13 protein-coding genes are annotated in these 15,058 nt (G+C 71.1%); all 13 read left to right on the top strand.

Going from position 1 to position 15,058, the window contains the following annotated elements; all coding sequences use genetic code 11:
* Nucleotides 1-288 precede the first annotated feature (288 nt).
* Nucleotides 289-2,568 (top strand): nitrate- and nitrite sensing domain-containing protein, encoded by a 2,280-nt coding sequence (locus ACN265_RS09175; RefSeq protein WP_421406767.1) that lies wholly within the window; start codon nt 289-291, stop codon nt 2,566-2,568.
* A complete protein-coding gene (locus tag ACN265_RS09170) occupies nt 2,568-2,969 on the top strand; it encodes a roadblock/LC7 domain-containing protein (protein WP_421406766.1) in 402 nt (133 codons plus the stop codon). Before ACN265_RS09175 ends, ACN265_RS09170 begins: the two co-directional genes overlap by 1 nt.
* Nucleotides 2,966-3,571, top strand: coding sequence for a GTP-binding protein (locus ACN265_RS09165; protein ID WP_421406764.1), 606 nt, complete (start codon nt 2,966-2,968; stop codon nt 3,569-3,571). Before ACN265_RS09170 ends, ACN265_RS09165 begins: the two co-directional genes overlap by 4 nt.
* Nucleotides 3,568-4,782, top strand: a complete 1,215-nt coding sequence (locus tag ACN265_RS09160; protein WP_421406762.1) for an ABC transporter substrate-binding protein — start codon at nt 3,568-3,570, stop codon at nt 4,780-4,782. Before ACN265_RS09165 ends, ACN265_RS09160 begins: the two co-directional genes overlap by 4 nt.
* 14 nt (nt 4,783-4,796) lie before the next feature.
* The gene (locus ACN265_RS09155) at nt 4,797-5,657 is read left to right on the top strand and encodes a branched-chain amino acid ABC transporter permease (RefSeq protein WP_421406760.1); all 861 of its coding nucleotides are present in this window, start codon (nt 4,797-4,799) and stop codon (nt 5,655-5,657) included.
* Nucleotides 5,654-6,682 carry a branched-chain amino acid ABC transporter permease gene (locus ACN265_RS09150; protein ID WP_421406758.1) on the top strand — a complete coding sequence of 343 codons (1,029 nt, stop codon included), beginning with the start codon at nt 5,654-5,656 and terminating at the stop codon, nt 6,680-6,682. The genes ACN265_RS09155 and ACN265_RS09150 overlap by 4 nt, the downstream gene beginning before the upstream one ends.
* Nucleotides 6,679-7,479 (top strand): ABC transporter ATP-binding protein, encoded by an 801-nt coding sequence (locus tag ACN265_RS09145; protein ID WP_421406757.1) that lies wholly within the window; start codon nt 6,679-6,681, stop codon nt 7,477-7,479. The genes ACN265_RS09150 and ACN265_RS09145 overlap by 4 nt, the downstream gene beginning before the upstream one ends.
* Entirely contained in the window at nt 7,463-8,164 is a 702-nt protein-coding gene (locus ACN265_RS09140) for an ABC transporter ATP-binding protein (RefSeq protein ID WP_421406756.1), read from the top strand. Before ACN265_RS09145 ends, ACN265_RS09140 begins: the two co-directional genes overlap by 17 nt.
* 156 nt (nt 8,165-8,320) lie before the next feature.
* Complete coding sequence (locus tag ACN265_RS09135) at nt 8,321-9,196, top strand: class I SAM-dependent methyltransferase (protein WP_421406755.1); 876 nt, start codon at nt 8,321-8,323, stop codon at nt 9,194-9,196.
* A gap of 228 nt (nt 9,197-9,424) precedes the next feature.
* Nucleotides 9,425-10,459 carry a hypothetical protein gene (locus tag ACN265_RS09130; RefSeq protein ID WP_421406753.1) on the top strand — a complete coding sequence of 345 codons (1,035 nt, stop codon included), beginning with the start codon at nt 9,425-9,427 and terminating at the stop codon, nt 10,457-10,459.
* 94 nt (nt 10,460-10,553) lie between these two features.
* Nucleotides 10,554-11,666, top strand: a complete 1,113-nt coding sequence (locus ACN265_RS09125) for a transposase (protein WP_421406752.1) — start codon at nt 10,554-10,556, stop codon at nt 11,664-11,666.
* Entirely contained in the window at nt 11,663-14,041 is a 2,379-nt protein-coding gene (locus tag ACN265_RS09120) for a Helicase associated domain protein (protein ID WP_421406750.1), read from the top strand. The genes ACN265_RS09125 and ACN265_RS09120 overlap by 4 nt, the downstream gene beginning before the upstream one ends.
* Nucleotides 14,038-14,967 (top strand): hypothetical protein, encoded by a 930-nt coding sequence (locus ACN265_RS09115; protein WP_421406749.1) that lies wholly within the window; start codon nt 14,038-14,040, stop codon nt 14,965-14,967. The genes ACN265_RS09120 and ACN265_RS09115 overlap by 4 nt, the downstream gene beginning before the upstream one ends.
* The last annotated feature ends 91 nt before the right edge of the window (nt 14,968-15,058 follow it).

The following is a 15,058-nucleotide window of genomic DNA, read 5'->3' as shown; positions in this document are numbered from 1 at the left end:
CACTGCACGCCTGCCGATGATCCCTTTCGACCATCATGCTGGTTGGGTCGACACGACGTCAACGAGAGTTTCGGTGGGCTCCGCTGGAGTCGACGAGATACTCCATCTTGCAGTAACCAGCAAAATGGAATCGTTTCGAGGTTCAAGATGCAGCGCACCTGTATATGCCGATGGCATAACGAGATGTGTAACCAGGAATTACTTGGGCCGGCGCTTTCCTGAAATGGACCCAGAGGCGGCTGGAGTTTTCGACGGATCGCTTCGCAAGACGATTGGAGAGGATTCGCTGTGCCCGTTGTCAGGCGGCTTGCGTTGCTGCTGGTGGTGCCGCTTGTGGCGACCGTCCTGTTCGCGGCGTGGGGGGTGGCATCGACCGGGCAGCGGGCACGTGCCGCTGATCGGCTTCAGGCGCTGGTGGCGGTGTCGGCCGTGTCGGGTGAGGTGGTCGATGAGCTGAGCCGGGAGCGCCTGGTGGCGACGCAACTCCTCACGGGTTCGTCCGCCAGCGTCGATCCGCTGTTGGCGCAGGTGGCCCGTACCGATCGGGTGGTCGCCGACTATCGGCAGCGGCGTGGCCGGTTCGGTGCCGGTGATGTCGAGGCGAGCCGGTTGTTCGCGGCCTTCGATGGGCAGCTCGGGCAGTTGCCGGCATTGCGGGACCAGGTGCGGGGCCGTTCGGTGTCGTTGTCGACGGTGCTGGTGCGCTACCGGGTGGCGGCCTCGCAGGGGTTGGCCGTACGGGAGGCCGTGGGACAGGTCGGTGGCGCGGACGCGCAGATCGCCGAGCAGCTCCGGGTGGCGGCAGCGTTGTCGCGGGCGGCGGAGTACGCGGGTGTCCAGCAGACCGCGGTCCTGGCCGGCGATGGAGTGGTGGTGACGCAGGCGGCGCAGCGGGAGCTTGCCGCCGCCCGTGCTGGTTACGAGGAAGCGTTGCTGACGGTTGCCGACGGGGCGTCGGGGCGGTGGCGGTCGTGGCTGGACCAGGCGTTGACCGGGCCGGGCGTACTCGCTGCCCAGCGGTTCGACGACGAGGTTTCCCGGGCGCGGGTGGGGTCGCGGTTGCGGGTCGACGCCGCCGACTGGATGCGGGCCACCGTGCAGCGGCGGGACCGGCTGCACGGTGTGCAGACCCGGGTGGACGCCGACATCGCCGCCGAGGTGGCCCGGCGGCGGGCCGCGCAGTGGGCGACGACGGCGGTGCTGACCGGGGCCGCGCTGGCGTTGGTGGTCGTGGCGGGGGTGTTGACGCTGTGGCAGGGACGGGCGTTGGCACGGCGGTTGCGGCGGGTACGCGACGCGGTCACCCGGGTGGCGTCGCGTGACCTGCCCGACCTGGTGCAGCGGATCTCCGCCACCGATCCGGGTGACCCGTCGGCGATGCCGGCGGCTCCGCCCGCACTCGCCCCGACCGGTCGCAGCCGCGACGAGATCGACGAGGTCACCGCCGCGTTCGACGCCCTCGCCCTGACCGTGTACAAGACGGCCACCGACCTGGCACGGCAGCGGCTGGTCGCCGCAGGTGCAGTGGAGGCGGTGGGGCGCCGCTGTCAGGGGATGGCACACCTGCTGATGCGGGAACTCGACCGGGCGGAACGCAACGAGGCCGATGAGAAGACGTTGGCGACGTTGTTCGCGGTGGACAACCTGGCCGCGCAGTTGCTGCACGCGACGCAGAGCCTGCTGGTGCTGTCGGGTCGCGCCCTCGGCTCGGTGCACCCGGAGTCGGTGGCGTTGGTGACGGTGGCGCAGGCCGCGTTGAGCCGCATCCGGGAGTACCGGCGGGTGGTGGTGGGGTCGGTCGACGGGCGGGTGTCGGTGCCACCGGCGTTGATTGACGACCTCGTGCATTTGCTCGCGTCGCTGCTGGACAACGCCACCCGCTACAGCCCCGGCGAGACGGTCATCAGTGGGCATCTGCTGGGTGACCAGGTGGTCGTGCAGGTCATCGACACCGGTGCGGGCATCACCGCCGATCTGATGGTCCGGTTGAACGCGGAGCTGGCCGCGCCGGCCCCGATGATCGCCGTGGAGCACATTCGTCGGCAGGGCGTGGCGACGGTGGCGATGCTGGCCGCCGTACACGGGCTGCGGGTGCGGCTGGTGGCGGGCCAACCGCAGGGGACGGTCGCGGTGGTGGAGATCCCCACCAGCGCGGTCCTGATCGCCGCACCGCCACCGGTGGTGGTGCCGGCGTTGCCGGCCCGCCGCCCGCGCGGCCACGCCGTGGACGCCCCGACGCAGGCGCTGCCGCTGATCCCGGCCCCGCGCCCGCCGCTGGATCGGCAGTCGACCCCGGTCTACGAGGAGACGACCCGGCAGTCACCCGTGTCGCCGTGGTTCGTCGAGGGCGCCACCGTTCATCTCCCGCCCGCCGGGCCGGCCCCCTACGGCGGTGCCACGACGACTGCGAACGGGTTGCCCAGGCGGCAGCCGATGCGCACCCCCCTCGCCCCGCCCCCGGTGTCCGTCGGGCCGCCGGGTCGCCGCCCCGACGGGTTGGCGGGTACCGCGCGGGCCTACCAGCGGGGCCTGGGCCACCGATTTCCTCAGCCGAAGGAAGGCCAGTGATGAGTGATCTGAGTTATCTGTTGTCGAACAACCTGCCCCGGGTGCCCGGGGTCAGCCAGGCCGTGGCGGTGTCCGTCGACGGGTTGTTGCTGGCCTGCACCGAGGGCCTCAACCGGGCAGCCGCCGAACGGCTCGCGGCGGTGGCCGCCGGGCTGCGTAGCCTGCTCAACGGGGCGGCCCGGGACTTCGGGGCGGGCGGGGTGCAGGGCACCATCGTCGACCTGGCCGACGGCTACCTGCTGTTGACCGCGCTCAGCGGCGGGGCGTCGCTGCTGACCCTGGTCACCCGCGAGGCGGACCTGGCGTTCGTGACCGAGGAGCTGCACCGGTTCGCCGACCAGGTCGGCGACCAGCTCAACCCCGGCTTCCACACCACCCTGGTCGGGGCGGGACGCCGATGACACCCGCACCCACCCTCCCCCGCCCTGCCCCTGCGGTAGCACGGCCGCAGGGGGTGAAGATCGTGCTGACCGGCCCGTTCGGGGTGGGCAAGACGACGCTGGTCGGCGCGGTGTCCGACATCGCCCCGGTCACCACCGAGGTCCGCATGTCGGCAGCCGCCGCCGAGGACGTCTCCCACACCCCGGCCAAGACCACCACGACGGTGGCGATGGACTTCGGCCGCCTCGACGTCAACGGGGTGACCGTCTACGTCTACGGCGCCCCCGGCCAGGAGCGGTTCTGGTTCATGTGGGACGCCATCGTCCGAGGCGCCGCCGGGTCGGTGGTCCTGGTCGACACCCGCCGGCTGGCCGACTCGTTCCGCCACCTCGACTACCTCGAACACGCCCGGCTGCCGTTCGTGGTGGCCGTCAACGACTTCACCGACGCCGACACCTACCCGCCCGCCGCCCTCCGCGAGGCGCTGACCCTCGGGCCGGATGTGCCGATCGTCGACATCGACGCCCGGGACCGCGACAGCGTCCGCCGGCTGCTCATCACCCTCATCGAACACATCCTGACCCGCGCCCGGCCCGTCCTTTCCCAAGGAGCACCACGATGACCCGACTCCGTAGCCGGCTACGACGCGGACTCGCCTCGGCGACCGCCGCCGCCGCTCTGCTGACCGCCACCGCCTGTGCCAGCACCCCTACCGACCCGGGCGCCGTGCGCATCGGACTGCTGGTGTCGCTGTCGGGCACCTACGCCACCGTCGGGCAGGACATGCAGGCCGGCTTCCGCCTCTACCTCGACTCCCACGGTGGTCGGCTCGGCGGTCGGAAGATTGACCTGGTGGTGGGCGACGAGGGTGACGGCCCGGCCACCGCCGTCCCGGCCGCGCAAAAACTCCTCGAACGCGACCGGGTGGTCGCCCTGACCGGCCTCGTGGGCGGGGCGACCGTCGACAAGGTGCAGGTTCTCACCACCGCCCGGAAGATCCCCCTGCTCGGCGCGAATGCCCGCCCCGCCTTCACCGCCGAAGGCAGCAAGCCCCGGGATCTGACCTACACCTGGCACACCTCCTACAACTCCGACGAGCCGGGCATCGCCATCGCCGAGCACGTCAAATCCCAGGTCGGCGACGGTGCCGTCTACGCGATCGGCCCCGACTACCAGGGCGGCTGGGACGAGCTGCGCGGCTTCACCGACACGTTCACCCGCCTCGGTGGGAAACTCGCCAACCCCGACGGGAAGGCACTGTTCACGCCGTTCCCGGCCACGGAGAACTTCCTGCCCTACCTCAACAAGGCCGCCGAGACGAACCCGGAAGCCGTTTACACCTTCTACGCCGGGGCGGCGGCGGTGGCCTTAGTCAAGCAGTACGCCCAGTCCGACCTCAAGGACGTGCCGCTCTACGCCGCCGGGTTCCTCACCGAAGGATCGGTCCTCACCGCCCAGGGCCCAGCCGCCACCGGCATCCGCAACGTCCTCAACTACAGCCCCACCCTCTCCAACGCCGCCAACCAGGCGTTCATCGCCGCCTGGTCCGCCGCCGGCAACTCCAACCCACCGACCACCTTCGCGATGGCCTCCTACGACGCCGCCGCCGTCCTCGACCGCGCCCTCGCCGCAGTCGCCGGGAACGTGACCGGCCCGAAACTCAACGAGGCGATCGGGAAGGTCGGACGAGTCACCAGCCCACGCGGGGACTGGCAGTTCGAACCGACCGAACACCGGCCGGTGCAGCGCTGGTACCTGCGCGAGGTCCGCGCCGACGGCCCGGTGCTGTCCAACGTGCTCGTGCAGGACCTCACCACCCTGCCCGCCACCTGAGGGCAATGGTTCGCATGGACACCTACCTGATCCCCGGCCTCGACGGCATCGCCTACGGGCTGCTCCTGGCCATCGCCGCCGCCGGACTGACCCTCGCCTTCGGCGCAGGCGGCGTACTCAACCTCGCCCACGGCACCCTCATCGCCGCCGGCGGCTACGTCGCCGCCACCACCAGCAGCGGCACCTGGCCCAGCCTCGCCGCCGCCGTCACCGCCGCCACGGCCCTCGGCGCGGCCGGCGGCGGCGTACTCGCCGCCGCCACCGCCCGGCTGCGCGGCCGAGGCCACCTCGACCAGGCGCTGCTCACCTTCGGTATCGCACTCATCGGCGCAGACCTGCTCACCACCGTCTTCGGCGCGGACATCCGACGCCCCCGACTACCCGCCGCCCTGGACACCACCCTGACCATCGCCGGCCACCCCTACCCCGCCGACCGACTCGCGGCCCTCACCGCCGCCGTCATCATCACCACCATCGGGTACGCGGTGCTGCACCGCACCCGCGCCGGGCGGCTCATCCGTGCCACCGTCGACGACCGGCACATGGTCGCCGGCATCGGCGTCGACCCCCGCGCCGTCGACACCACCGTCCTCGTCGCCTCCGGTGCCCTCGCCGGCCTCGCCGGTGCCCTCTGCACGCCGATCCTCGGCGTCGGACCCGCCACCGCACCCACGACACTGCTGCTGTCCCTGGTCATCGTCGTCTGCGGCGGCCTCGGATCAGTCCCCGGCGCGGTGGTCGCCGCGATCGGCGTCGGCCTGGTCCAGACCATCGGCGTGATCACCATCCCCGCGCTCGCCCCGTACCTGCTGCTCGGCGCGATGGCCCTGCTCCTGCTCACCCGCCGCCGGCCCCTGCCCGGAGTGCCCGGATGACCGCCCGCCTCCCGCTTCCCCACAGCTGGGACGACCTGCGGCGTGGTGTGCCCTGGCTGCTTCCCCTCGGCGCGGCCACCACCCTCGCTGCGGCGTCGGACGGTTACTGGCCCGCCACCGTCGCCCGGATGCTGCCTCTGGCACTGCTCGCGGTCAGCGTCGCCACCGTCACCGGCGCGGCCGGGCTGCCCACCCTCGGGCAGGTCGCCCCCTACGCCGCCGGTGCCTACACCACCGCCCGCCTCGCCCTGGCCGGCCACACCCTCGCCCCCGTGCACCTCGTCGCCGCCGCGCTGGTCGGCGCGGTCACCGCCGGGCTGCTCGGCATGCTGCTGGTCCGCCACCGGGGCACGGTGGTGTTGATGCTCAGCCTCGCCGTGGCGGAACTGACCACGATCACCGCCGCCCAGTGGCGCACGGTCAGCGGTGGCACCGACGGCCTCGCCGGCATCCCCGCCCCACACCTACTACCCGGCACCCCACCCCTGGCCGCCGACCGGCCCGTGCTGCTCTACGCCACCGCCGTCACCGTCGCCGCTACCGCCGCCACGATGCTGCTGCTGCACCGGCACCACCTGCTCCTCACCGCCGTACGCGGCAACGAATCCCGCGCCGCCGCCAGCGGACACCCCGTCACCACCTACCTGTGGCTCGTGCACACCGGCGCGGGGGCCATCGCCGGAACCGCCGGGGCACTGCTCATCCACACCCACCGGTGGATCACCCCCGCCGACGTCGGCTTCGACACCGCCGCCCTGGCCCTGCTCGCCGCCGTCATCGGCGGCACACACTCCCCGCCCGGAGCCGCCGTCGCCGCGGTGCTCGTCCTCGGCGTGCGAGACGTGGCCGCCACCGACTGGCCCGGCCACGCCCCACTGCTCCTCGGTGCCCTATTCGTCGCCGCGGTCTACCTGCTCCCCGGTGGCCTGACCGCCGCCCCCACCCGCCTCCGCGCCGAGATCCGCCGGCTCCAGGCGACCCGGCGACCCGAGCCGCTGCCCGCTGCCTCCGGGAGAACCCCGTGACCACTCGACATGTCGACGCCGTCGACCACATCCCCTCCCGCCGCGACCCCGCCGACATCCAACGCGCTCACGACACCGGTCTGGTCGCCACCGGCCTGCACCACGCCCACCAACGGCTGACCGTCCTCGATCTCGACTCCTTCGCCATCGCACCAGGCGACCGGCACGCGGTCATCGGCCCCAACGGCGCCGGCAAGTCCACCCTGCTCAACCTCCTCGCCGGCAGCACCCGGGCACAGACCGGCACCATCACCTACCAGGGGCAGACCATCACCCGCCGAGGCTGCGCCTGGCGGGCCCGCGCCGGCATCGGCCGTACCTTCCAACACCCCACCGTCTACCCCGACCTGACCGTCCTGGACTGCGTACGCATGGGCGGCTGGCACCACCGACGCAACCCCGACCGGATCCCCCTGGAACTCCTCGAACTCGTCGGCCTCACCGGCCACGCCGACCACCCGGCCACCACCCTGTCGCACGGACACCGCCGCATGCTCGACCTCGCCGTCGCCCTCGCCGGACAACCCCGGGTGCTGCTCCTCGACGAACCCGCCGCCGGCCTCACCGACACCGACCTCACCCGACTCCTCGACATCCTCGGCACCCTGCCCGGATGGATGGCGGTGATCCTCGTCGAACACCACATGGACGTCGTCGCCGCCCTCGCCGACTGGATCACCGTGCTGCACCACGGCCGCCGACACCTCGACGGCCCCGCAGACCACGTCCGCGCCGACCCCACCGTGCGCACCCTCCACCTCGCCAGCGCGGAGGCCGGCCATGCTGCACGTCCGTGACCTGACCGCCGGCCACCGCCCGGACACCCCGGTCGTCCGATCGGTGTCGTTCCACCTACCCACCCCCGGCGTGTACGCGATCGTCGGCCCCAACGGCGCGGGAAAAACCACCCTGCTGCACACCCTCGCCGGCCACCTGCGCGCCACCACCGGGCAGATCGTGCTCGACGGGCGAGACCTCACCGGACTACTCCCCCACCACCTCGCCCGCGCCGGCGTCGCACTCGCCCCACAGGGACGCCGCCTATGGCCGTCACTGACCGTCCGCGACCACCTCACCGTCACCCGCCCTGCCACCGGCGGCGGCTTCAGCGTCGACGACCTGTTCGACCTGTTCCCACCACTGGCCGCTCGACGACGCCAACACGGCCATCAACTCTCCGGTGGCGAGCAGCAGATGCTCACCATCGCCCGCGCCCTCCGCACCAACCCGCAGCTGCTGCTGGCCGACGAACCCACCGAAGGACTCTCGCCCCGCATCGCCGGCCAGGTCACCTGCGTCCTCCGGGGCCTTCCCGACCGGGGCGTCACCGTGCTCGTCGCACTCCCACAAGCCCACACCGCGACCGCCGTCGCCGACCGCGTCTACGCCCTGAACGCCGGACAGCTCAGTGACCCGCCCGACGGGCAGGTCGACCTACTGGTGGGCGACCACCTCACCCCCAGCACCGCCCACCGGGAGTAGCCACCATGCGCACCCCTCCCCAGCCCGTCGTGCTTTCGCCGACCATCCCCGGCGGGAACACCACCAAGCCGGCGACCGCTAGCCCAGCAACGCCCCCCCCAATCCCACGGATGGCACCACCATGCCGCCCTGCCTAACCACGGAAGCGAACCCACGATGACCACCACCGGCCAGCGTTACCAGTTCCGCAACAGCCCCCACCAACTCCACCCCCTCCAGGATGTCCTCGACCCGCACACCATCCGAGGGTTGGCCCGGGTCGGGGTGAAACCCGGCATGCGGGCCCTCGACCTCGGTGCCGGCGCCGGCTCCATCACCCGCCACCTCGCCGGCCTCGTCGGACCCGACGGCAACGTCACCGCCGTCGACCTCGACACCCAACTCCTGAACCCCACCAGCATCATCGACGTCTACCAGCGCGACCTACGCACCCAGCCCATCCCCACCACCCCCGACGGCTACGACGTCATCAACGCCCGCTGCCTACTCGAACACCTACCGAACCGGGTCGACCTGCTCCGGCAGATGATCGACCTGCTGCGCCCCGGCGGATGGCTGGTCCTGGGAGAGATCGTCTACTCCCGGATCGTGGTTCACCGCGCCCCCACCGAACCCGACGCAAGCCTGATCACCAGGGCCGTACACGGCGTCCTCGATACCCTCGCCGATCGCGGCGTCGACCTGCACTGGGGCGAGAACACTCCCGCGCTGCTGCTCGCCGCCGGCATGAACCACGTTCACGCCCGCGGCCTCACCGAAACCTGGACCGGCGGCGGGCCGGGCTGTGCCCTCTACGCCAACAACGCCCACCAGCTCCACGACCAGCTCATCGACACCGGCCTCACCGTCGAAGACCTCGCCCGGTTCACCGAGCTGATGGCCGACCCCTACGTCGTCATCTCCAGCTACCAGTTCGCCACCGTGCACGCCCAGAACCCGAACCCACCCCACCATCCTGAGCCTCCTCACCTGATCGGCCCAGCGGCTGCCGCCTGCCACCACGACACCAAGCGAGGTCAGGCCTCCCGCTGACGCTGCTCCACAACCACCTCATCCCTCCTTTCCGCCCACACGTGCCACGCGACGCTTGGACAACCCATGCCCCTCATCCCCACCGCCTCTACGGTCCGGTTCCCCACCCGCGAGACCAACTGCCCCGGCTCACCGCCCAGCCTGAACAAGGAAACCCCACACCAGCGCTCACCCACCCACACCGTCCGCTACTCCCCGGGGTCCACGAATGACACGACGCGGACGACGATGATCCGAACCCGCACCGGCACGACGCTGCTCGCCGCATCGCTTCTCCTCGCGGCCTGCACCGGACCGTCTGCCGACGAGAACCCCGGCCCTCCGCCGCCGACATCGTCTCCGAGTACCGCACCGCCGGTGCCAGCAGGACCGGTCCTGACCCGCCTGGCCGCCACCCTCACCGACGCGCCCGCCGACACCACCCGTGGTGGTTACCAGTACGTCGAGCGCCGCACCTGGTATCGGGACCTCATCGGACCACCCGGCCCCACCGGGTGGCCCGAACGGATCCGCGTCGACCAACTGTGGCGCACCGACGATGCCGCCAAGGGCCGGCTGGTCAGCGTGCACCTCGAAACCCACGGCTGCATCCCCGACGACGGCGAAAGCGGCAGCTGGGCTGGCCGGACCGGGGACCGGTTCGACCAACCCCCACCGAGAAAACCCGACGCCCTGCGCACCCACCTGCTCATCGCAGGCGGCCCTGGGGAAAACCGTCCGCAGGACATCGTCGGCGGGATCGCGATGCTCTACGAACGCCACGCGCTCACCCGTCCGGTCCGGGCCGCGGTCCTGCGGCTCCTCGCGCAGCAGCCCGGTCTCCTGGCGCAGGCCGGCGTCACCGACCGCATCCAGCGGCCCGGCACGGACCTCATCCTCCCGTACACCGACCGCTCCGGTGTGCCGCGACGCGACATCCTCACCATCGACGCACGCAGCGGCGTCCTGCTCGCCGCCCGCAGCGTTATCACCGGCCCCATCCCGCCCCAGGATCCGCGCCTGGGACCCGACTTCCCGACGCTGATCGTCGCCGAGGCAGCCAACTACCGGCTCTACGTCGACAGCCGCCGCACCCCGAACGCCCACACACCGGCAGCTGGCTGCCAGCAGGCCCACCCTCCGGCCGACGCAGAGCAACACCTCGCCGCGGTGAGCGGTAACAGGCGCCAGGCCGATCCTCAGCCGCTGGCGACTCCTCGCATCCCCGACGGGCCGCCGCACGCCTCTGACCGTCACCTCGCCACCGCCGAGATCGACACCTGAGGCACCGCAACCCTTCCGACCGCCCCGACGATCGCTCTGGCGGGCCAACACCTCATCGCCCCCCGATCCCCAGCCTGTCGAGGACCAACCTCCTGTGGCCAAGCCCCGCAAGTACACCTCCGACGTCATCGCCGACGCAGTACGCCAGGTTGAGGCTGCCCGCGCGACGGGACGACGCGGCCCCATCAGCACCGTCGCCCGGGAACTCCACATCGACCGCCGACTACTCCAAAGCTGGGTGACCAAAGCCCGCGCCCAAGCAGCCACCGCGGTACCGCCCACCACGCCGCGCGCCGATGTCGACAATGACCTGGTTGTGCTGCCGGACGGCCTGCTCCACTGCCTGTTCTGCCAGCACCCCATGACCGCAACCTTCACCACCGTCGGGCTCGTCTACGACTGCCCGCCACCATGCCGCCGTCCCCCACTGAACGCAGTGGCCGTCGCCGAGGCCGTCGGGCAAGTGGTGCTGCAGCACGCCGCCCGTCTCGTGCCCGCCCTCACTCACCCCAAGCGCGCGGTTATCGCCGCTCTACACGCCCACCGGCTCATCGCCCGGATCACCGCCGGCGGGCATCCCGCCGACCTGCGTATCACCTGGCCTGCCACCGCCCGACCCAGCCATGCCCTGACCGAGGAGGTTCGCCTCGCCCGCCACCTCGCCACCACCGACCCGGCGCGCGCTCACCGCCTCCTGCAGAGCATCCTCGCCGGCGTCGATCCCGCCACCACCGCCATCAGCACCCTCCACGCCGAAGCCGCCCACCTGCTCGCCACCCTCCTGCACGGCATTACGGCGGTCCGTTGGGCGGACTACGCCCATCGCAGCCTCACCCACCTCCACGGCCCTACCGCCCCGCCCACACTGACCGCCGCACACACCCTCGCCACCGCCCACCGCCAAGCCGGCCACCACCAGCGGGCATACGGCCTCTACCGGCAGCTCGCCGACCACCTGACCGACACCGTCGGAGCCGATGCCCACCAGACTCTCGCCGTGCGGGCCACCAGCGCCCTCGTCCTGCACGATCTGGGCCATCACGAGGCGGCCCGGACGCTGCTCGTCGACGTCATCAGCCGTCACCGCCACGCCCACCCCGGGCATCCCGCCACCGCCCGCATGGTCGACCACCTCGACCGTCTGCGGCACCTACAGACTGCTTCCTCCCCGACCCTGGTCGGGTTTGCCACTGGGCGTCGGGCATGACGGCCCCGGAGACGGATGAGGGCCGGGTGCCGTCGGAGTCGCGGCGGGAGACCACGGGACCGGAGTCCCCGTCGACCGGGGGGCTGCCGGCGCTGCGGGGGTACCAGCGGGAAGCGGTCGACGCGATCGTGCAGGGCCAGGCCGACGGCGGACGCGGGCAGGTCCGCGCGGCATGCGGCACCGGCAAGACGATCGTGTCCCTGCACGCGGCCCGGCGGCTGTGCCCCGACGGCCTCGTCGTGGTGGCGTGCCCGTCGCTGCCACTGCTCGCGCAGACGCTGACGGTGTGGGCGGCGACCGGCACCGTGAACCGGATCCTCGCGGTCTGCGGCGACGACTCGATCGTCCCCACCAGCGGTGACGGTGCCCTGGCGTGTCCGGTCACGACCCGTCCGGCGGAGATCAGCGCGTGGCTACGTGACACCCCGACCGGACAACCACGGTTGATCCTGGTCACGCACGCCTCCGCCGGGCTACTCGGCGACGGCCTCACCCAGGCTGGGGTTGTCGCGGATCTGCTGATCGTCGACGAGGCCCACCACACCGCCGGATGGGGCGGGAAACACAACAGCCTCCTGCATGACGACGACCGGCTACCCGCCCGCCGGCGGCTCTACCTGTCCGCGACCCCACGGGTGCTCACCCGACGCCGCCCCGGCGACGACGACCTGCTGTCGATGGACGACCCGCAGGTGTTCGGGCCGGTGCGCTACCAATACCCGTTCGCCCGCGCCATCGCCGACGGCTGGCTCGATGACTACCGCATCCTCGTCATCGGCGTCACCTCCCACGAGGCCCTGGCGCTCCTGCGGGACACCGACACCCACGCCGTCACCGACCTGCACGGCGCGCCGCTGCGGACCACCGCGATCCAGACCGCCCTCATCCGCGCCGCCACCGAATTCGGCCTCCGCCGGATCCTGGTGTTCACGTCCAGGATCGCCCAATCCCGGGCGTTCGCCACCACCCTGCCCCGCACTTTTGCTGCCACCCCCGAACACCTTCGGCCGAAGGGGCTGTTGACGACGGGGCATGTCGACGGCACCCAGAACGCGGCCCAACGTGACATCCACCTGGCACGTCTCGCTCACCCACCGCAGGACGGGTGGACGGTGATCTCCAACGCGCGGTGCCTGTCCGAAGGCGTCGACGTCCCCGCCGTCGACGCCGTCGTGTTCACCTCACCTAAAGAATCCGAAGTCGACGTCGCCCAAGCCGTCGGCCGGGCGCTACGCCGCAACCCCGACGGGTCCGGGATCGCCACCGTCCTCGTCCCGGTGCTCCTTCCCGACGACCCTGACGATGCGCCCACCGATCTGGCCGAGTGGGACACCCTGCTAAAAGTGCTACGGGCGCTGCGTGCCCACGACGGCGACCTCGCCACCGACCTCGACACCCGACGCACCACCCTCACCACCAGCAGCGGAGGCGAGAGTGGTGGCGGTTTGCCGCAGCGGGTCATCATCCGACTCCCCGACGGCTACGCCACCGACGACCTGCTCCGCCACATCACCATCCGCGTCCTGGAGGAAACCACCTCTGACTGGTGGGCCGGATACGGGGCCCTCAAGACCTACGCCCGTGAACACGGCCACCTGAGGATCACCCCCCGACACACCACCAATGGCATCCGCCTCGACAACTGGGTCCGCCAACAACGCTTCACCTACAAGACCGGACGACTATCCCAAGACCGCGTCGACGCACTCAACCGTCTCGGCTTCGACTGGGCACCCGTGGCCAGCGCATGGGAACGGGGCTTGGCCGCCGCCACCGCGTTCCACGCCGAACACGGCCACCTCAATCCGCCCCACCGGCACACCGTCGACGGCGTCAACCTCACCACCTGGCTGTCCACCCAACGCCACCTCCACCAAAAAGGACGCCTCCCCACCGACCGCACAGCAGTCCTGACCCAGCTCGGCATCAGCTGGAAACGCAAAACCCGCACCCCCGACGAATGCTGGCAAGCCGTCCTCAAGTTCCACCACACCCACGGACACCTCCGCGTGCCCTCCGGCACCACCATCGACGGCGTCGACGTCTACCTCTGGGTCGTTTCCCGACGAGTCGACCACCAGAAAGGACGACTCACCCCCGAACGGTTCCAGACCCTCACCGCCATGGGTATGCAATGGGACGCCCCGGAGAAACCGTGGCCCCGGAAATACGCCGCCGCTACCGCCTTCTACCAGCGGGAAGGGCACCTCAGACCACCACCGCGTCACATCGAGGACGGCGTCAAACTCACCCAGTGGCTCATCGAACAGCGCCGCGTCCACCGCAGTGGCCGCATGCCACCCGACCGCATCCACGCCCTCAACACCATCGGCATGCAGTGGGACTGGACAAACCACCCCAAGGAGAAGTCGTGACAAGGATCGGCATCGCGCTCTTCAACTTCGAGAACGGCGGGCTGCACGGCGGCCACCACTACCTAAACCCACTCGTGGACGCATTCCGCGAGGTCACCACTCCTCCCGCTCTGATTCTGCTCTGTGAAGCGAAACAGTGGCAGGCCAACGGCAACCAACCCTTGCACCATGCGGCGGAGCTACTCGCCGATCGTTTCGCCACGCCGTACGTCGGCCTTCTCGGCCACGACCCACGCGGCCCCATGCCCCCGGCGATCCTCTACGACCCGACTCTGCTCACCCTCCGCAGTTGGTACGACCCAGCGGACCGCAACGCCTTCGACGACAAGCGCAACGTGGCCCGCTTCGCCATCCGATCCTCCGGCGAGCACCATGACAGCCGGAGCGAGTTCCTCGCATTCATAGCGCACTGGGACGTCCACTGTGGCATCCGCCGCCGGCAGCAGGCCGCACTCCTCGACCGCTACGGCGATGCACTTCTACCCGTCATAGGCGGAGGCGACCTCAACGCCACCGCATCCGGTCCCCACCTGCCCCAGCGCGACTGGACCATCGCCAACTACCGCGCCCGCCGGCAGAAGGGCCAGCGGATGCCCGAGGGCACCTGGGTCGCCGATACCGACGCCGTCGACCATCTCGTCGGCCGCTGGAACCCCCATGCCCGAACCCGCACCGACGGATGCGGCTTCCACTCCGTTGCTGAACTCGCCTGGCGGGCCGACCCCGCAGCCGCCCTCCTACCCACTGTCAACGATGACGTTGACGCCGGTGGAGGCCTCCTGATCGACTGGCTCCTCGTCAACAGCGCCATGCTCGCTCACGTCGTCCCCCACACCTACCGCGTCCACGTACCGCTACACCAGCCCTACCCTTCCGACCACCGCCTCGTCACCGCTGATCTTCACTTCGCACCGCCTATCCCATGACTCAGCACCACCACCCCTCGCAACCCTGTTGAGATCAACTCAACAGCGACTTGCCGTGAGCGGAGAACGGCCCATCGCTCTTGCGCTGGTA

Origin of the sequence: Micromonospora sp. WMMD730, from assembly GCF_049178955.1 — a bacterium.
GTDB lineage: Bacteria > Actinomycetota > Actinomycetes > Mycobacteriales > Micromonosporaceae > Micromonospora > Micromonospora wenchangensis.
The sequence above is the reverse complement of the archived record's forward strand: the minus strand, read 5'-3'. Positions and strand labels throughout refer to the sequence as shown.

Coding starts and splice junctions, on each gene's coding strand:
- ACN265_RS09140 (WP_421406756.1), top strand. CDS start 7,463: ATGCTGCACGTCCGTGACCTGACCGCCGGCCACCGCCCGGACACCCCG.
- ACN265_RS09135 (WP_421406755.1), top strand. CDS start 8,321: ATGACCACCACCGGCCAGCGTTACCAGTTCCGCAACAGCCCCCACCAA.
- ACN265_RS09130 (WP_421406753.1), top strand. CDS start 9,425: ATGATCCGAACCCGCACCGGCACGACGCTGCTCGCCGCATCGCTTCTC.
- ACN265_RS09155 (WP_421406760.1), top strand. CDS start 4,797: ATGGACACCTACCTGATCCCCGGCCTCGACGGCATCGCCTACGGGCTG.
- ACN265_RS09160 (WP_421406762.1), top strand. CDS start 3,568: ATGACCCGACTCCGTAGCCGGCTACGACGCGGACTCGCCTCGGCGACC.
- ACN265_RS09165 (WP_421406764.1), top strand. CDS start 2,966: ATGACACCCGCACCCACCCTCCCCCGCCCTGCCCCTGCGGTAGCACGG.
- ACN265_RS09170 (WP_421406766.1), top strand. CDS start 2,568: ATGAGTGATCTGAGTTATCTGTTGTCGAACAACCTGCCCCGGGTGCCC.
- ACN265_RS09120 (WP_421406750.1), top strand. CDS start 11,663: ATGACGGCCCCGGAGACGGATGAGGGCCGGGTGCCGTCGGAGTCGCGG.
- ACN265_RS09150 (WP_421406758.1), top strand. CDS start 5,654: ATGACCGCCCGCCTCCCGCTTCCCCACAGCTGGGACGACCTGCGGCGT.